Here is a 20,091-nt window from a genome sequence, read left to right on the forward strand (position 1 = left end):
TTTTTCTTTTGCAAGGATAGGAACTAGTACTACCCAGTCACTGGTTTTATCTCCTATAAACCACAACATGATTTGATAAGTACTCAGTAGCGCAGGCACAACTGCGGGGTAGGCCGTGGCCATGAGACAGCTAGCAGCACCACCGCTAGTTGGCTCATGGCTGGAGGCAATCCCCCACGTGCCTGCGCGAGTCCAAAAAGCAGACCCTCACTAACTCCAGTCCCCAACAACCAATCGAGCAACACCCCAACACCCCAACACCCCAACGCAGTACCTCCATACTACACATCCCACCTATTTATCTATAACTATAATAAAATTTTATAAAATATTGACAAGCTAAAGCGCTTTCATGGTAGAATGGTAATGTCTATGACTACAAATAGTAAAGGGGAGATGGTCACATGAAGAAAAACTCACTTCGCCTACTGGCGCTAGTTTCCATGCTTGCACTTCTTGTACTCGCAGCTTGCGGTAACGACGAAAAAGCTGACGGCGATAAAGACGCAGACGGAAACAAAGACGAAGGTAAAACGGAACAAGACTACAAGTTCTTGAGCTTACTTACTGGGGGAACACAAGGAACTTATTATCCACTAGGTGGATCTTTTGCTGAATTCATCAGCCAAGAGACAGGAATCAAAACTACTGCTGAGGTATCTCAAGCATCTGCTGCAAACATGACAGCGCTTAAAGATGGAGATGCACACATTGCATTCGTACAAACAGACATCGCGTACTATGCTTCTAAAGGTGAAATGATGTTTGACGGAGAAGTAATCGACGAAGTATCTGCTGTTGGTTCACTTTACCCGGAAACAGTTCAATTGGTTACGTTGAAGAAAAGCAACATCAAGACATTTGAAGACTTAAAAGGTAAAAGTATTTCAATTGGAGCACCAGGATCAGGTACAGCAGCTAATGCTGAGCAACTACTTGAAATTCACGGTTTAGCTCTAAGCGATATCAAAGCACAAAACTTAGACTTCGGTGAGTCTCAAGAGAGTCTACAAGCTGGACAAATCGACGCTGCATTCATTACAGCTGGAACTCCAACAGGTGCTGTTGAAGGTCTTAACGCTACTTCTGATGTTTTCATTGTTCCAGTAGAAGACGCAAAAGCTGACGAATTAATCGAGAAATATCCATACTATGCAAAAGAAATGATCCCTGCTGGAACATATGGTTCTGAAGTAGAAACACCTGCAGTATCAGTAGGTGCAATGCTTGTTATGCAGAACGATATTTCTGAAGAACTTGGTTACCAGATCACAAAGGCAATTTATGAAAACGCTTCAAAAATTCAACATGCTAAAGGTGCTTTGATTAAAGCAGAAAACGGTTTGAATGGTATTGGTATTCCTGTACACCCAGGTGCACAGAAGTACTTTGACGAAGTGAACTAATAAACTGAATTAGTTATCTGATAGAAGCATGGGGACGGTGAAGCGAGAGCTTTGTCCGTCCCATTCTTAATTTTTTAAAGAAATTTGCAAAATTCATACACTATTATGCCTATTGCATGTAATGTAACAGAGAGGATTAAGTGGATGAAAACACGAAAGATTGTTCTTCTGCTGACGTTTCTAATAGGAATTGTAATGCTGGTCGTATTGTTTTATCCATACAGACAAATGATCGTACTTGAAGAGGTTCGGAGCGAACAGCCAAAAGCGTATTATCTTCCATTACATAAGGATCGAAATTTTCAAGTGAACTATATTCACTCGATTCACTTGTCTAATGTGAAGGAGCAATATCGCATTACCGACGACGGAAAGCTCCGTTTCGAATTTATGCAGTATGAAGACGTAGCCATCGGATTGCCAGGTTACGCAGAAGAAGGCGAAACACTGCATGTGGAAGATGGTGTTTATACGCTTACATTCGAAAAACGCGTGATAGATTCGTTTGTTCTCTATGTGGGTAGGGTGAATGCAGATCTGTCTTTGCGATATGAGCAACAAGAGTATCATCTAAAAGAATTCCTTGAAAAGGGTCATTCTTATGAATTTCATGTAATGAAGGTACCAAATTATAAGTTGTTGAAAGGAGTTAGATTAAATGGATCGTAATAAAGATCAGGAAAAAGACATACCCGTACTTTCAGATGAAGAAATGGGTACGCTTTCCGAACAAGAGCAACTCGAAATTCTTCAAAAGTATGACCCGGAATCCAATACACGCGATTTAAAAGGGCTACTAGGAAAAATTGTGTTTTTCGGTTTGCTAGCATTTTCAATTTTTCAGTTGTATACAGCAATTGGTAAGCCATTTACGGCTCAAATCCAGCGTTCGATTCACTTAGGTTTTGCTTTATCACTTATATTCCTCATGTTCCCTGCTAGAAAGAAGATTGGTGAACGCCGTAATAAAGTACCGTTTTACGATATTATTCTATCCATATTGGCAATAGCCGTTGGTTTATACTGGCCGTTATTCATCGATGAATTAGTATTTCGTGTGGGGCGTGTATCCGATATCGATTTAATTATCGGTATTTTAGCAGTTCTACTCACACTAGAAGCAGCGAGACGTGCGGTAGGAATGCCGATTACGATCATCTCGATCGTGTTTCTCGCGTATGCGTTCTTTGGACCTTATTTCCCAGGGTTCCTTGCACATAGAGGACAAAGCGTGGAAAATCTCGTTCAATTAATGTTCTTTACAACAGACGGGATCCTCGGTACACCGATTAGCGTATCCGCCACCTTCATATTCGTCTTCCTACTGTTTGGGGCGTTTCTGGTGAAGACAGGCGTAGGTAACTACTTCAATGACTTAGCAGTAGTATTAGCGGGTCGCTTAACTGGTGGGCCGGCAAAAGTTGCGATTTTCTCAAGTGCTTTGCAAGGTACGATCTCAGGTAGTTCCGTAGCAAACGTTGTTGGATCGGGTTCATACACGATTCCGATGATGAAGAAGCTTGGCTACCGTAAAGAATTTGCGGGTGGAGTAGAGGCTGCGGCTTCTACGGGTGGACAGATTATGCCACCGATCATGGGAGCAGCAGCGTTCCTAATGGTTGAATTCATCGGCGGTGTAACGTATTGGGAAATTGCCAAAGCGGCAGCTATTCCTGCATTGTTATACTTCACAGGAATTTGGATCATGACGCATTTCGAAGCAAAGCGCGTAGGTTTGCAAGGAATGGACGCATCACAGATTCCAAATCGGAAAGAAACATTAAAAAAGATTTATTTATTGCTTCCGATCCTTGGAATTATCGTCTTCTTATTGGCGGGTATTCCTACGATGAAGGCAGCATTACTCGGTATTGTTCTTACGATTATCGTCAGTTCAATTAGCAAAGAGACGAGAATTGGATTTAGAGATATGATTGATGCATTAGTAGATGGTGCACGTACAGCATTGGCTGTTGCGGCAGCGACTGCTTGTGCAGGTATTATTGTTGGCGTCGTTGTAAAGACGGGTCTTGGGCTAAGCTTGGCAACCGGCTTGATCTCAGCAGCCGGTGGTAACGTCTTGCTTACATTAATCTTCACAATGTTTGCAGCAATTATTTTGGGGATGGGCTCTCCAACGACAGCAAACTATGTTATTACATCTACAATTGCAGCGCCTGCCATCATTACACTATTGATGCTTGATGAGCCTGTAGGGGCAGCTGTGCCGATTGTAGTGGCAGTATCAGCACACTTATTCGTATTTTACTTTGGTATCATTGCAGATATCACGCCGCCTGTTGCGTTGGCAGCCTTTGCAGCTTCAGGTATTTCTGGTGGAGATCCGATCAAGACCGGTATCACTTCTGCGAAATTGGCAATAGCCGCCTTCATCATTCCGTATATGTTCGTCTTTAATCCAGCGATGCTGATGCTCGACTCGAGTATAACGGAGATTGTATGGGTGACCTTGACGGCCATTGTAGGTATGGTCGCAATCGGTGCTGGAATAATTGGCTACTGGTACAGTAAATTGAATTGGATTATGCGAATTATAACGATTGGTACAGGTATGCTGTTGATCTATCCTGAAACTATGACTGATATCATTGGTTTGGTGTTATTCATTATCTTGCTGGCATTCCAGTGGATGGGTAACAAGAAAAATACTCCGCCTAAATTAGCGTCAAATTAAATAACTAAAAGACTTGTTAGCTCGAAATGAGCTTGCAAGTCTTTATTTTTTTGAAGAAATAGTAAATTTATTGAATTATCTCCAACGTAAACTAAAGATTCTATTAGTCTATTTGGGAGGTTTGTACTGTAGTGAGTGGTGTAATTAATAGAAGACAAGTTTAGTATTTGTAAGGGTTTGCAAAACAAGTGGATGTTTTCAAACACACCATGATCGTAAAGTCAAGAAGTCAAAGGTCTATAAAAAAGTCAATCGAATTTGGACTAATTACGCAGTTTTGGCAACGCTGATTATGTATATACTACATATAAGCGAATCAGTCATTGCAAACAAAATATAAAGATCGGTACAGAAACCAATCAAATCAAAAGGGAGCGAAATAATATGAATACACAAGAGACATGGTGGGAAAACGTATTTGAAGGGCACTTAGCGCATGGCTTTAACAAAGAACGTATGAGTGAGCTAGAACAAGAAGAATTTTTATATTTCGAGAATGAATCAATAGAAGAACCTATTCATCCTATGCAATAAGAGAAAGGAGAATCTTCTCTGAATAAGGTAACTAACTTCCATAAAAATCGGTAATTTTTCTGTCGTCGTAGAAAAATTGCCGATTTTTAATTTTGTTGTTTACAACAAGGATGGATAATGCTATTATAGTACTTGTGCTTGAGAGCCTAACTGGCTTGCTTCTTACACGCACATCCTAGTATTATCGATTCCGTAGCTCAGCTGGGAGAGCGCCACCTTGACAGGGTGGAGGTCGCTGGTTCGAGCCCAGTCGGGGTCATAGGTGCCAAACCTAAGTTATTTACCGTCGGAACACGGTTTATAACAATAAACAGTCCTATTAGACCGAATGTCTAGGGGCTGTTTTTTTTATGTCTTGATTTCAGATAGTCTTTACTATTTTCGGCAAAATATAATTACAATACACACATAGGTCGCACGGTGTATACTTAAAGTACAAATAAGCATGTAGGTAAGCAGGAGGGATACGTTTTGATGAAAAGAAAACAAGAAACATCCAATGTAAAAGAATATATAGTGGAAGAACAAATAGAATTATTGCCATATTTATTGAAGATCATGTCAAAAAGTAGTCGGAATTCCGTTAAATCAGTTCTTACACGTGGACAAGTTATGGTGGATGGTCACATGACAACAAAGCATAATCAGTCATTAGAACCTGGACAAACGGTTGAAATACAAAGTAACAAAGCCGCTATCAATGTGTCTCAATTAGTAGGTGTAGCTATTCTGCATGAAGATGAGGATCTTATCGTAATCAATAAAGACGCAGGTGTTCTTTCTGTTGCGTCGGAAAAAGAAAAAGATCAGACAGCATATCGTGAAATTACGAAATATGTTAAAAGAAGTCATCCCGAGAATCGGATTTTTGTTGTGCATCGACTGGATCGAGATACATCCGGCGTCATGATGTTTGCTAAAAATGAAGAAACTCAGCAAGCTTTACAAAGCACGTGGAATGAATCCGTAAAGGAACGTTTGTATACGGCACTTGTAGAAGGAAAAGTACGTACACAATCGGGTACTATCAATTCTTGGTTAACTGAAAATAGTGCATTTCGAGTCTATTCAAGCCCGACTGACAATGGCGGGCAGCATGCGATTACACATTATAGAAGAATTCAGGCAAACAAAAACTTTTCATTGTTAGAGGTTCTTCTGGAAACGGGTCGAAAAAATCAAATTCGAGTACATATGGAAGAATTGGGTCATCCTGTGATAGGAGACAAAAAGTACGGTGCTACTGGCAATCCTATACGCAGAGTAGGGCTTCATGCGACGGCATTGGCCTTCCTGCATCCACGTACGGGCGAATTGGTTCGATTTGAAGCAGAAGTACCACAGATCTTTGTTGCGCGTTCTAAATAATGAATCATGTCATTTGCAGTCCCTTAGCTCATCCAAGGGGCTGCTTTTTTATAACTTGACATTCAAACTGATATTTGAATGTATGAATTGACAGAAAGTCATTCATTGCATATACTAAAACTAATCAATCAAATGAACGGTTGAATGAAGAAAACCTGAAAAATGATGAATTTTTTGAGAGGACTGGTTACATGGCTTCTGAGAAAAATGTCTATCGCTTACAGAATCTGTCGTGCACAAGTTGTGCTGCGAAGTTTGAGAAGAATGTTCGTCAAATTTCTACTGTAGAAGATGTTCAACTGAACTTCGGCGCTTCTAAATTAACGGTCGCGGGTGATGCCTCGATCTTACAACTGGAAGAAGCAGGAGCGTTTGACGGTATTAAAGTGTTCCCTGAAAAGCAACGGATCATTAAACAGCATATGCCTTTTTGGAAAAAGCGTGAAAATCAAACGACAATTGCTTCCTTAATTCTACTATTGGCAGGGTATGCGGTGTCTACCGCAAATGGTGATAATAATTGGCTGTCTATCGGATTGTTTTTAGCCGCCATTCTAATTGGTGGATTCAGTTTGATGAAAGAAGGATTAACGAATCTTTTTAAACTGGAATTCGATATGTCCACATTGATGACGATTGCAGTGATTGGAGCCGCACTGATCGGTGACTGGGCTGAAGGTGCGGTAGTAGTGTTCCTTTTCTCGGTTAGTGAAGCGTTGGAAAGTTACTCCATCGATAAGGCGAGAAATTCCATTACATCATTAATTGAAATTGCCCCCACTACAGCAATTGTGCTCCGTGGAAGTAATGAATTTGAAGTAGATGTAGAAGATTTACGTATTGATGATGTTATTTTAATTAAACCAGGACAAAAGATTGCGATGGATGGTGAAGTGATCCAAGGTGATTCTTCGGTTAACCAGGCTGCTATTACAGGCGAGTCTGTACCTGTCCACAAAGTCCTTGGAGACGAAGTGTTTGCAGGTACGTTGAATGAAGAAGGTGCAATGCAAGTACGTGTGACAAAGCTTGCTGAAGATACGACGATTGCCAAGATCATTCATTTAGTCGAAGAAGCACAAGCGGAAAAGGCACCGACACAACAATTTGTCGATCGTTTTGCGAGATATTATACACCAGCTATTTTAATTATTTCCTTATTGATCATGATTATACCTCCACTTTTAATGGGTGGAATATGGGGCGAATGGTTTTATAAAGGACTTGTCGTACTAGTAGTAGGCTGTCCTTGTGCATTAGTCATTTCGACACCTATCGCAATCGTGACCGCAATCGGAAATGCTGCACGTAACGGTGTTTTAATAAAAGGTGGCATTCATTTAGAAGAAACGGGCCAGATCAAAGTCGTGGCTTTCGATAAAACGGGTACGTTAACTGAAGGACGTCCGGAAGTAACAGATGTTTTGACGGTCTCGTCATTAACAGAAGATGAAGTATTGCAACAAGCTGCTTCTATCGAGAAATTCTCTCAACACCCATTGGCATCCTCTATTATGCGAGCAGCAGAGAAATTACCGGTTGGGTTGCTTGCGGTGGATCAATTCCAGTCTATTACCGGTAAAGGTGCAAAAGCCAAGATTGGAGAGCATTTGGTACATGTGGGAAGTCCAAATCTATTCAAAGAACTACATGCTATGGATGAGTCGATTGAACAGCAGATTCTTACATTGCAAAAACAAGGTAAGACCGTGATGCTTGTCTGGTCTGAAGCAGGGCTAGAAGGAATCATTGCAGTTGCAGATCAAGTCCGTAAAAGTAGTCTAAAGGTTATTCAGAAGCTACATGAAATGGGTAAGCGGACGGTAATGCTTACTGGTGACAATCAATCAACGGCTTCAGCGATCGGTGCGCAACTTGGCTTAACTGAAGTCAAAGCGGAATTGTTACCTGATCAAAAGGTTGAGATGATCAAATCATTGGGGCAGTACGGTAAAGTAGCCATGGTAGGAGACGGAGTGAATGATGCTCCAGCGTTAGCTACAGCGAATGTTGGAATCGCGATGGGCGGTGCGGGAACAGATACGGCACTGGAAACAGCGGATATTGCATTGATGGCGGACGACTTGGAAAAGCTTCCGTATACAATCAAATTGAGTTCGCGCACGAAACAAATTATAGTACAGAACATCTCAATCGCGCTTGGATTAAAAGTGATTGCGTTGTTGCTCATTATTCCAGGCTGGCTAACATTATGGATGGCGGTCATGGCGGATATGGGTGCGACTGTCATAGTGGTATTAAATTCATTGCGACTCATGAGAAGTAAAATATACTAATTAAGTAGAAACTTCAGACGAATAATTCGTCTGAAGTTTTTTCTGGTGCATAAGATGATAGACTGATAATAACAACGATTATGAGGAGTGTGGATAATTTGGCAATGACGAACTTAGAACTTGAAATGATTATGAACAAACAGAAACAATATTATGTGTCGGGTGTGACGCGTAGTATTTCATTCCGAATCATGATGCTGGAAAAACTATACAAAGCAATTCAAAAGCATGAAAAAGAAATTTTGGAAGCTTTGCATAAAGACTTGCACAAACATCCACTTGAAGCGTATGTATCAGAAATAGGTTTCGTCTTGTCCAGTATTACACACATGATAGATCACTTGGATGAATGGGCAACGCCTGAAAAAGTGAAGACACCTCTCCATCTGCAGCCTGCAACGAGTTTTATCGTGAAGGAACCGTATGGAACGGCTTTGATTATTGGACCATTCAACTATCCATTCCAACTATTGCTTGATCCGCTTGTAGGATCCATAGCAGGAGGAAATTGTACAGTATTGAAGCCGTCAGAGGATGCACTACATACGGCAGCTGTCGTGGACAAAATCATGTCAAGTATTTTTCCTGCCGAGTATGTATCAGTTGTCCATGGTTACAAAGAAGAGACGCAACTGTTGTTACAAGCACCATTTGATTATGTATTCTTTACGGGAAGTGCAAACGTAGGGAAAATCGTCATGAGGGCTTGTGCGGAAAGATTAACTCCATTTACACTGGAATTGGGTGGGAAAAGCCCAGCGGTTGTCGACCATACGGCAGATATTAAAAAAGCTGCGGAGAAAATTGTTTGGGGTAAGTTTATGAATGCAGGTCAAACGTGTGTAGCTCCAGATTATGTACTGGCTGATGTATCGATTCACGATGAATTAGTAGAAGAAATGAAGAACGCTATTCATCGTTTTTACGGAAAAGATGCGCAGAAGAGTACGGACTACGGTCGTATAATTGCAGATCGTCATTTCGATCGTTTGGCAAAAATATTAGAACAAGATCAAGCATATATCGTAGAAGGCGGCCATACAGACGCCGCAGATAAATATATTGAACCGACGATTTTGGTATTATCCGATTGGAATAGCGCAAGTATGCAAGATGAATTATTCGGTCCGATCTTGCCTGTACTTCCGTATGATAATTTAGGGATTGCGATACAACAAATTAGTACGTTGCCTAAACCGTTAGCTGCCTACTTTTTCACAGAAAACGATGAAGCAGCTAATCACTTTATAGAAGCACTACCGTTTGGTGGGGGCTGCATCAATGATACGGTCTCGCATGTTGCCAACATTCATTTACCGTTTGGTGGAGTAGGGCCTTCCGGAATGAATCAATACCATGGCAAAGCGAGTTTTGAAACGTTCACCCATTCTAAATCGATGATGAAAAAGAGCACCGTCGTTTCGGTGCCCCTAGCATTTCCACCATACAAAGGGAAACTGCAATTAGTGAAGCGTTTCCTTCGCTAACAGAAAGCGAATTATTGTCTAGGCACTCTGCTGACTTTCGACCAGCAGAGTGCCTTTGTGGTCAATAAATATCTTTTTAATGACTTCTACTATAGAGAGAAGAGAAGTATCATGTAATCTATGACTTTATTGTTTAGATCAAATACTGGGATGAGATCCTGCGGCTGTTCAAAAAAGTAGATATGTAGAATGGCGGACAGCAGTAGTCTATTCTTTTGACATGTTTAATACTCTTCATTCAATATTCAATGTATGAGGTTTTAGGTGGATGTGATAAGAAAATACGCGTATGATACTAGTAATTGATTAATTAATTAGTACTTCATTTTTTCAATAAATAAAGCCTTTTTAGTGAAATTCATTTATTTGTTATAATGATTAAGGCTATTCACCAACTCACTGGAGGAAATCACATGAATACGAAAGAATTGCTATCCGTACTGCCTGTAAAAACAATAAAAGGGACATTGCCTGAGAATATCACGGATGTGGCGGTAGACTCTAGAGCTGTTCAAGATGGAGGAGTATTTGTCTGTCTAAAAGGCTACACTGTAAATGGCCATCAATTCGCACAGAAAGCCCTATTGAGCGGCGCCCGCGTTATTGTGGCGTCTGAACCTATTTTAATTGATGAAGAGCGTACAGCGGTTGTATACGTAGAAAACACAGCAAAAGCGATCGAGTTATTGGCATCTAAGTACTATCAGTATCCTTCAAAGCGCATGAAGATGATTGGCGTGACAGGTACTAACGGCAAGACAAGTGTCGGCAACATCATTCATGACATGCTGCGACAGGTAGATGAAAAGACTGCTGTGTCGGGCACGATTGGTTTTAAATTAAATGATATTCTTTATGAAACAGAAAATACAACGACTGACGTTTTAACTACTCAGCAAATGATCGCACAAGCAGCAAATGAAGGCTGTGAATCGATGATCATGGAAGTCTCTTCACACGGCTTGGTTGAAGGTCGACTGGCGGGAACAGAATTTGATATCGCGATTTTCACTAACTTGACGCATGATCATTTGGATTATCACAAAACGATGGAAAATTATAGTGCGGCAAAAGGATTATTGTTTGCACAACTCGGTCAGCAACTGGATCAGCAAAAGTTTGCCATTATTAATGCAGATGATCCGTGGAGTAGTAAAATGATCGAAATGACTTCTTTCCCGATTTTTACATATGGGATTCACGTAAAATCTTCATTTCAAGCGACAGCAATCGAGATGCAGTCTAACCGTACGAAATTTCAATTACAAGCCCCAGATGGGATATTCTCTGTCACGATGCCATTGATTGGAGAGTTTAACGTATATAATTCATTAGCTGCCATTGCGGCGTTATATGCAAAAGGATTGAAGACGGAAGATATTTTACCACTCATCGCGAATGTATCGACAGTGAAAGGTCGCTTGGAAAAGGTGGAAACTTCTTTACCATTGACGATTTTTATCGATTACGCACATTCACCAGATGCAATTGAAAAAGCCATCGCTACTGTACACCCTTTAAAACAGGAAGGAAGTCGTCTTCTCTTTTTGATTGGAACAGGAGGTAACCGAGATCGTCTTAAGCGCCCAATTATGGGAGAAAAAGCAGCAGCTGCTGATTATGTCGTGTTTACGACGGATGATCCGCGAGACGAACCGTATGAGTCCATCCTATCGGAACTGAGTGCCACGATGCCACATGATCAGTACATTTGTATAGGGGATAGGGAAGAGGCAGTACGGCATACAATTGAGCAAGCAAATGCAGGGGATATCATCATATTTGCAGGAAAAGGTCATGAAGACTTCCAAATTATCGGCAATACAAAATATGCACATTCCGATGCAAAGATTGCACTTGAGGAAGCAACTAAAAAGTTTGGCGATACAACTATCAATAAATGAAGAACAGAGAAGATTTGAGAGCGTATAGTTTTTTAGTCAATTCAATGAAAATCATTGAAATGCATCCCTATTCTCTCTATGATAGAAAACGTAAGTAAAAGGAGAGTACGATTGATGCAAAAGAATATACAAGATGAAATATCTTCGCGACGAACGTTTGCGATTATTTCTCACCCGGATGCCGGTAAAACGACAATAACTGAAAAACTACTGTATTTTGGCGGTGCAATTCGCGATGCTGGAACAGTTAAAGGAAAGAAGTCAGGGAAATTCGCTACATCTGACTGGATGGAAATTGAAAAGCAACGTGGGATTTCTGTAACTTCTTCCGTTTTGCAATTTGACTATGATGGTAAGCGTGTCAATATTTTAGATACACCTGGACACGAAGATTTTAGTGAGGACACGTATAGAACCTTAATGGCAGTCGATGCGGCCGTTATGATGGTCGATTCTGCAAAAGGTATTGAGCCACAGACGATTAAATTGTTCAAAGTTTGTAAAATGCGTGGGATTCCTATTTTTACATTCATTAATAAGATGGACCGACAAGGTAAAGAGCCATTGGAACTACTGGAAGATTTAGAAGAAGTTTTAGAAATCCAATCGTACGCAATGAATTGGCCGATCGGTATGGGGAAAGAGTTCCTTGGTATTTATGATCGTTTTAATAAACGTATAGAATTGGCACGTCCTACTAATGGTGAAGATCGTTTCCTTCCGATTGATGAAGAAGGCGAGCTTGCAGTAGAACACTCCATGCAGGAAACTTCTTATTATAAGCAGGCGTTAGAAGATGTCATGCTATTGAATGAAGCAGGAAACGACTTTGATGAAGAACGAATTGCTAAAGGAGATTTAACTCCTGTATTCTTCGGAAGTGCGTTGACTAATTTCGGTGTCCAAACATTTTTGGAAACATTTTTGCAATTCGCACCTGAACCACAACCAAGGCTGACAAAGGATGCTGAATACGTAGATCCCATTTCGGATATTTTCTCTGGCTTCATCTTCAAGATTCAAGCTAATATGAATCCTGCACACCGGGATCGTATTGCTTTTGTTCGAATCGTGTCGGGAGAGTTTGAACGTGGCATGTCTGTAAATGTTCCGAGACTTTCCAAGAACTTCAAGTTGTCACAAACGACTCAATTTCTAGCGGATGATCGTGAAACTGTTGATCAAGCAGTAGCGGGTGATATTATTGGATTATATGATACAGGTAATTATCAAATTGGTGATACAGTCGTTGGTGGAAAAGCCAACTTCCAATTTGAAGCTCTACCGCAATTTACCCCTGAGCTATTCGTTAGAGTAAGTGCTAAAAATGTTATGAAATCTAAACAGTTCCATAAAGGTATTTTACAACTCGTTCAAGAGGGAGCTATTCAATATTACAAAACACTGCATACGGAAGAAGTTATTTTAGGTGCAGTAGGTCAGCTTCAATTCGAAGTCTTTGAACACCGAATGAGAGCAGAGTACCATGTGGAAGTGCAAATGGAAACAATGGGTTCTAAAGTAGCACGCTGGATTGAAAACGAAGAAGATGTAAAAGAAACGATGGCAGGACAACGTGCATTGCTCGTAAAAGACCGTTATGAGCGTAAAGTGTTCTTGTTTGAAAATAATTTCGCGATGCGCTGGTTCCAAGATAAGTTCCCTGATATCAAGTTGTACAATCAATTATAATACTTATAACATACACGCCCGGTCGGATTAATTGTAATCCGATCGGGTTATTTGTTAAAATTGTGAAAACTTGATGTGTCAATTTGTCGAAATTAGAGCAAAATATGAGGAAAGTACTGCATTCAAGTGGTATGGTGAAAATATTAAAAGGTTACCTCGGCTATTGTGCTGAGAATAGAGAGGAATAAATAAATGAAGATTAGTAGTTTCTCGGTCAAACGACCTGTTTTTACGCTAGTTACGATGTTTCTTGTCATTATATTAGGAGCCGTGTCTTTCTTTAAAATTCCGGTTACACTAATTCCTGATTTAAATCCGCCTGTTGCGGTAGTAGTCACGAATTATCCGGGCGCTTCGCCAACAGAAGTGAGTGAGAAAATCACCAAACCGTTAGAAGAAAGTTTGTCGACAGCGCCGGGCTTAAAGTCCATGCAATCTTCTTCGCAGGAAGGTGCTAACTTAGTATTTCTTCAATTTGATTGGGATTCTTCTATTGATGATGTACAAATGGATATTCTTCAACGGATTGATCAAGTGGAAGTGCCCGATGGTGCCAATAAACCACGTTTCATGAAATTTGATCCTTCTCAATTTCCGGTTATTCAATTATCTTTACGTTCAGTAGATAAAGATGCAAATATACGGAAAATCGCAGAGGAGCTAGAAAAAGAATTACGCCGTATTGATGGCGTAGCAAGTGTTAACGTTTCAGGGAAAATCATTGAAGATGTTCAGGTTATTTTATATCCTGAAAAATTAAAAGAGCTTGGCTTGGCTCAATCAGATGTCGTGCAGGCGATACAGGCTAGTAATGTATCCATGCCAGGTGATCCGATTGATACGAGTGACGGAAGAAAGTTAACGACCAGAATCTTAAGTACAGTTCAAAATATCTCGGATGTTCGAGGGATCCAAATAGGTGCCAATCCTCAGACAGGTGATAAAATCAAAGTCTCTGACGTGGCGGATGTAGCATTATTGGAACCGAAAGTACAAACAGAAACACGAGCTAATGATAATCAGGCAGTATTATTGTCTGTACTTCAAGAATCGGGAGCAAATACTGCAACGGTTTCTAAAGAGTTTCAAAAATCATTGGATAAGTTATTAGAGAAAGATGCATATAAAGATATTGAATCGGACGTTATTTTTGACCAAGGGGACTATGTACAGCTGGCGATCGGCAATATCGGCCAGTCACTAATTCTTGGTGGCTTGTTCGCGATGATCGTATTATTTGTCTTCTTACGTGGAATTAAGAGTCCAATCATCATTGGAGTAGCCATTCCGTATTCGGTTATTGTGACGTTCGTTCTCATGTATTTCGCGGATTTCTCATTAAATATTATGACACTCGGTGCACTTGCTCTAGGTATTGGTATGTTAGTCGATAATGCCATAGTAGTGATAGAAAACATCGAACGGCATCTAGCCATGGGGAAAACACCGACAGAAGCCGCAAAAGATGGTTCGAAGGAAGTCGGCGGAGCTATAACGGCTTCTACGTTAACTACTCTAGCTGTATTTGTACCGGTGATCTTCATTACGGGTATCATTGGTCAAATCTTCACGGAGTTCGCGTTGACGATTTCATTCAGTTTATTTGCATCGTTAGTCGTTGCATTGACTGTCGTACCGATGCTTGCGAGTCGTTTGTTAAAGACACCTACAGAAGAAACACTAGAGAAAAAGTCTCGTGTGAAGAAAAATCATAGATTCGAAAAGTCTGTCAAGTGGGCATTGAGTCATCGTTTACTTGTACTGTTATTAACGAGTGTATTGCTTGCAGCCAGTGTATTCGGAATTATAAAAGTAGGAACAGAATTCCTGCCTGCTACTGATGAAGGATCTTTCAGTATTAATGTTAATTTACCAAATGGCGCTTCACTCGATGCGACAGATGATGTAGTAAAACGAATCGAAGAAGAAATGAAGAAGCAAGATGATGTGGAAGTGTACGTCAGTTTAGTCGGCGGAACACAACAAAGTATGGCGCAAGGCGGATCAGAAAGTAATACGGCGGAAGTGTATGTGAAGCTAATACCACTTGATGAACGTGATCGCTCTGTCTTTGAATTTGTAGACAAAGTGCAACCAATTGTAGAAGAAGAAATTGGTGATGATGCAGACATTAGTTTCAATCTACAGACTGCCGCTGGCTCAAGTCCAAATACTCTAACATTCTCTCTAAATGATACAAATGAAGAACGGTTAGGAAAAGCAGTTTCCAAGTTAGATAAGAAGTTGCGTGACATGGATACCGTAACTGAAGTGGAAAATGATTTAATAGATACAGTAGAGGAAATTAAAATTGAAGTAGATCGTGAAAAAGCTTCAGATGTTGGATTAGCTCCGTATCAGATAGCGCAAACGGTTAGTGACGTTACACGTGGCGTCTTTGCTTCACAAATCGTCTTTGAAAAAACAGGCGAAGTAGTCGGAGTGAACGTAGGCTATGATGAGCGTTTCCGTAATAGTATAGATAAGTTGAAAGAACTGGAATTAAAAACACCACAAAATACGTTTGTGAAGTTGAAAGATGTAGCAGATGTAGAAATCGCAGAAGGACCTGCGGCAATAATTCGTGTGGATCAAGCACATTCGATCACATTTACAGTAAAATATCTATCCAGTGAATCACTAGGGGATATGACGAAAAAAGTAAATGATATTGTTGATGATCTTGACTTGCCAAGTGAAGTGGAACTTTCATACGGTGGTGATCGTGAGTTATTCGAAAGTGCGATTGACGATATGCTATTAGCTTTAGTATTGGCTGTCGTATTAGTGTATATCGTAATGGCAGCACAGTTCGAGTCGTTCAAATATCCATTTGTTATCATGTTCTCTGTGCCACTTATGCTAATCGGTGTCTCACTTGCTTTATTCTTTACGAACACACCTGTTAGTATCACAGCAGTTATAGGTCTTCTCATATTGGTCGGGATAGTCGTCAACAATGGTATTGTATTGGTTGATTATATCAATCAGCGTAAAGAAGCAGGACTCAGCTCCTACGACGCTATCATGTCATCTGTACGCGACCGTGTCCGTCCAATCCTAATGACTGCACTCACAACTATATTAGGCTTGCTACCGTTAGCACTGGGCCTTGGTGAAGGTTCAGAGTTAAACCAGCCGATGGGGATTGCAGTAATTGGTGGATTGATCAGTTCTACATTCCTGACGTTGTATATTGTTCCTATTATTTATAGTTTGTTTGATCGGGAGACACGTCGTGGTATGAAGACACCCAAAAAAGCGCAATCTGTAACAGTAGATCAACCTGGTACAGTGACAGAAACAGAAACTGTAACCGTAACGGAGACAGTAACTGAAACTGTAACGGTTAGAGAAATTAAACAATAAGTATTGCTGGCAAATGGGATCCTCCATTTGCCAGTTTTTTTGTAGAATAAATTTTGTGAAAGAAAAGTATAGTAGTAATAGAAAAGTGTGCAGCATACTATCATACAAATCTTCACTTTGAATTGAATAGCACAATAGACATCGCCTAAACTGTTTGCAAAGTAAAGTTATCATGTTATAATACTTTAAAAGTATCCAATAACTTAATAACTTTGACGCACTGTCAAAGGGGAGTAGCTATAGGGAAACCTATTTCATAATCGTCAATACGTGACTGTCTCAACGGTCATCGGTTATGATAGCTGGATTTTGTACGTGAAATTCCGACTTAGCGAGACCTTTGCCTATTTATTAGGTGAGGGTCTTTTTATATTGTAAAAAACAAGGAGGAATTATGTTGGATCCGATTTTATTAGAATACGCATGGGTACTCGTAGTATTGATCGTACTAGAGGGCCTATTAGCAACAGACAATGCCGTCGTAATGGCCGTAATGGTGAAACATTTACCGAAAGTTCAACAACAGAAAGCTTTATTTTATGGTTTGCTAGGAGCATTCGTCTTCCGATTTACAGCACTCTTCATGATTACATTTTTAGTGAAGTTCTGGGAAATACAAGCAATCGGTGCCGCTTATTTGTTATTTATTGCTGGTAAAAATATATACGATAAAATTACACATAAGCCAGAAGGACATCCCAATAAGAAACCTAAAAAACAATCTGGTTTCTGGATGACCGTTTTGAAAGTTGAGCTTGCAGATATTGCGTTCGCACTGGACTCTATGCTTGCGGCAGTTGCGCTTGCAGTTACGTTGCCAGAGTTGGGTAACTTCCATGTCGGCGGCATCAACGGTGGACAGTTCATTGTGATGTTGTTAGGTGGAATGATCGGTTTAATCATGATCCGTTTTGCAGCGAAACAATTTGTTATTATGCTTGAAAAGTATCCTACACTTGAAACAGCGGCTTTCCTAATCGTCGGCTGGGTAGGTGTGAAGTTGGTTGTGTTAACTCTTGCGCATCCAGCACTTCTCATCATTCCAGAATCATTCCCACACTCTACATTGTGGAAAACAACGTTCTGGGCTGTGTTATTGATCTTGGCAGTTGGCGGTTATTTACTAGCAGTTGCGAAGTTTAAAGTAAAATCGAATAGATAAAATGAAAGCAGTCCCTCCCGTGCAAATAGGAGGGACTGCGTTTTTTAACTGGGGTTTGGAAGAAAGGAAAGAGTGCAAAGTTATATGTATAGCTATCTTTTCATCATGGGATTTGATAAAGTAGAAAAATGAAGTTTCCGTTATGAAAGGAATTTGAAAAAAATGAGGCTTTCCAGGGAATTTTTTCATAAGTTTACTCCAGCGCAGATCATTGCCTTTTATTATTTTTTAGCGATAGCATCTTCTTTTCTGTTGTTGAATTTACCTGGAGTATATAAACCGGGTGTGAAAGTAGCATTTATAGATAGTTTGTTTACCGCAGTCAGCGCAGTGAGTGTCACAGGACTGTCTCCTATCAGCATCGGTGAGACGTACTCAGTATTTGGCCTTTGCATGATCATGCTCGTCCTTCAGCTAGGTGGAATCGGTATCATGTCATTAGGTACGTTTTTCTGGCTACTTGTGAAGAAAAAAATCGGCATGAGAGAGCGTCAACTGATTATGGTCGATACCAATCAGTACACATTACAAGGCGTAGTTCAATTAATTCGTCAGATCATCCAAATTATCGTAGCCATTGAGATTATCGGTGGTGGCATTCTAACCTTATATATATATCGTTTTTATAACTCGTTTAGTGAAGCGCTATTGAATGGAATGTTCATGTCTGTGTCTGCAACTACGAATGCGGGTTTTGATATTACGGGTTCTTCGATGATGCCTTATCACGATGATTATTTCGTACAGCTCATACTGATGACGTTGATCATTTTGGGTGCTATTGGATTCCCAGTTTTGATTGAGGTAAAGAGCTTCTTTTCAAAAAAGGTCCCACATTTCCGCTTTTCACTTTTTACTAAAATCACAACTGCGACATTCGGTGTTCTATTGCTTGTAGGTACATTGATTATTTGGTTGCTGGAATCATTCAATTCATTCAAAGGAATGAGTTGGCATCAGCAATTCTTTACGGCGTTATTCCACTCCGTATCTGCACGATCAGCAGGTCTGGTAACATATGATGTAACGCAATTTAGTGAAGCTACAGATATTTTCGTTAGTGCGCTAATGTTCATTGGTGCTTCCCCAAGTTCAGTAGGTGGCGGAATACGTACGACAACATTTGCAATTGCGCTTTTATTCCTCATTAACTTTGCACGAGGAAATGACGTCATCCATATATTTAAGCGTCGAATTAAACTCATCGATGTATTCCGTTCGTATGCAGTCATTCTCGTAGCTTGTTTTATGGTATTGGCCGCGTTGTTGTTGTTGTTGCTTACGGAGCCTGGAATTCCTGTTGTTCCATTGTTATTCGAAATTACATCTGCTTTCGGAACTTGTGGAATGTCCTTAGGTATAACAGGAGATTTATCGATCGTTGGCAAGATCATTATTATGGTTTTGATGTTTATTGGACGTGTAGGGTTGATATCGTTCATCTATACAATAGGTGGCAAGTCGAATAAAACGCCTTATCATTATCCAAAAGAGCGTGTTATTATTGGCTAAGATGAAGTGGAAAAGAGATGTCCCGGAAATCATGACGGGGTGTCTCTTTTTTTGTTTAGATTACTGTTCGTATGAAAATCTCAAGAGCAAAGTCTTAAGAGTGATGAGTGAGTTTGTGAGTGGTTCGGGATGGAAGCTCCAGTTGGCGGACGCTTTCCCATGGGCTCTCGGTGAGCCAACCAGGTCGCGAGCTCCCTTTTGGTTGTCTCACCTTTCGAGCTGATCCTGCGGGAAGAGCCGTAACGAAGAACGGCTTTTGCGAGTAAAAGCGCAGCGTTAGGAGCACATCTTTGCACTTCGCCGCCAACTTCCGCTTCCATCCTACGTTGATAGTTGTGTTACTTAGATCACTCACTGTAGGTAGTATTTGAATTATTGATTTGTTTTAACTTCTTTAGATTCAAGTTCTACAGTTTAAAATCTGTTACAACACTAACTTTAATGAACAACAAAAGGTATCACCCACTTACATTGCAAGGGATTGGCGCGTAGGAGGGGCGACTCCCAGAGGATCAGCTCGACAGGCGAGACAACCAAAGAGAGCAAAGCGAACTGGTTGGCTCACCGCGAGCCCTCTAGGAAAGCGTCCCCTCCGTAGCGCCAATTCCCACCCGAAGACGCCTGCTAACCAGACCATTACACTGCTATACTTCACAAAGCAAAAG

The 20,091-nt window shown here is 40.6% G+C and carries 12 protein-coding genes and 1 tRNA gene; all 13 read left to right on the top strand.

Going from position 1 to position 20,091, the window contains the following annotated elements:
* The first annotated feature begins 404 nt into the window (after positions 1–404).
* The 13 genes from SporoP32a_RS14150 to SporoP32a_RS14205 all read left to right on the top strand — a co-directional run bounded on the left by SporoP32a_RS14150 (position 405) and on the right by SporoP32a_RS14205 (position 19,426).
* Complete coding sequence (locus SporoP32a_RS14150; RefSeq protein ID WP_085428483.1) at positions 405–1,406, top strand: TAXI family TRAP transporter solute-binding subunit; 1,002 nt, start codon at positions 405–407, stop codon at positions 1,404–1,406.
* Positions 1,407–1,550: 144 nt separating this feature from the next.
* Entirely contained in the window at positions 1,551–2,075 is a 525-nt protein-coding gene (locus SporoP32a_RS14155; protein ID WP_158232588.1) for a DUF1850 domain-containing protein, read from the top strand.
* Complete coding sequence (locus SporoP32a_RS14160; protein WP_085428485.1) at positions 2,065–4,101, top strand: TRAP transporter permease; 2,037 nt, start codon at positions 2,065–2,067, stop codon at positions 4,099–4,101. The genes SporoP32a_RS14155 and SporoP32a_RS14160 overlap by 11 nt, the downstream gene beginning before the upstream one ends.
* A 384-nt stretch (positions 4,102–4,485) precedes the next feature.
* Entirely contained in the window at positions 4,486–4,635 is a 150-nt protein-coding gene (locus tag SporoP32a_RS17120) for a hypothetical protein (protein ID WP_198166179.1), read from the top strand.
* Positions 4,636–4,821: 186 nt separating this feature from the next.
* Positions 4,822–4,894, top strand: a tRNA-Val gene (locus SporoP32a_RS14165).
* A 215-nt stretch (positions 4,895–5,109) separates the two neighbouring features.
* The gene (locus tag SporoP32a_RS14170; protein ID WP_085428486.1) at positions 5,110–6,003 is read left to right on the top strand and encodes an RluA family pseudouridine synthase; all 894 of its coding nucleotides are present in this window, start codon (positions 5,110–5,112) and stop codon (positions 6,001–6,003) included.
* A 191-nt stretch (positions 6,004–6,194) separates the two neighbouring features.
* Entirely contained in the window at positions 6,195–8,300 is a 2,106-nt protein-coding gene (locus SporoP32a_RS14175; protein WP_085428487.1) for a heavy metal translocating P-type ATPase, read from the top strand.
* A gap of 98 nt (positions 8,301–8,398) precedes the next feature.
* A complete protein-coding gene (locus tag SporoP32a_RS14180; RefSeq protein ID WP_420542298.1) occupies positions 8,399–9,787 on the top strand; it encodes an aldehyde dehydrogenase in 1,389 nt (462 codons plus the stop codon).
* A 413-nt stretch (positions 9,788–10,200) separates the two neighbouring features.
* Positions 10,201–11,691 carry a UDP-N-acetylmuramoyl-L-alanyl-D-glutamate--2,6-diaminopimelate ligase gene (locus SporoP32a_RS14185; RefSeq protein ID WP_085428488.1) on the top strand — a complete coding sequence of 497 codons (1,491 nt, stop codon included), beginning with the start codon at positions 10,201–10,203 and terminating at the stop codon, positions 11,689–11,691.
* 114 nt (positions 11,692–11,805) lie between these two features.
* The gene (locus SporoP32a_RS14190; RefSeq protein ID WP_085428489.1) at positions 11,806–13,383 is read left to right on the top strand and encodes a peptide chain release factor 3; all 1,578 of its coding nucleotides are present in this window, start codon (positions 11,806–11,808) and stop codon (positions 13,381–13,383) included.
* A gap of 192 nt (positions 13,384–13,575) precedes the next feature.
* Positions 13,576–16,752 (top strand): efflux RND transporter permease subunit, encoded by a 3,177-nt coding sequence (locus SporoP32a_RS14195; protein ID WP_085428490.1) that lies wholly within the window; start codon positions 13,576–13,578, stop codon positions 16,750–16,752.
* A 397-nt stretch (positions 16,753–17,149) separates the two neighbouring features.
* Positions 17,150–17,914, top strand: coding sequence for a TerC family protein (locus SporoP32a_RS14200; RefSeq protein WP_085428491.1), 765 nt, complete (start codon positions 17,150–17,152; stop codon positions 17,912–17,914).
* Positions 17,915–18,076: 162 nt separating this feature from the next.
* The gene (locus SporoP32a_RS14205; RefSeq protein ID WP_085428492.1) at positions 18,077–19,426 is read left to right on the top strand and encodes a TrkH family potassium uptake protein; all 1,350 of its coding nucleotides are present in this window, start codon (positions 18,077–18,079) and stop codon (positions 19,424–19,426) included.
* The last annotated feature ends 665 nt before the right edge of the window (positions 19,427–20,091 follow it).

This window comes from Sporosarcina ureae (assembly GCF_002109325.1).
Taxonomy (GTDB): Bacteria; Bacillota; Bacilli; order Bacillales_A; family Planococcaceae; genus Sporosarcina; species Sporosarcina ureae_C.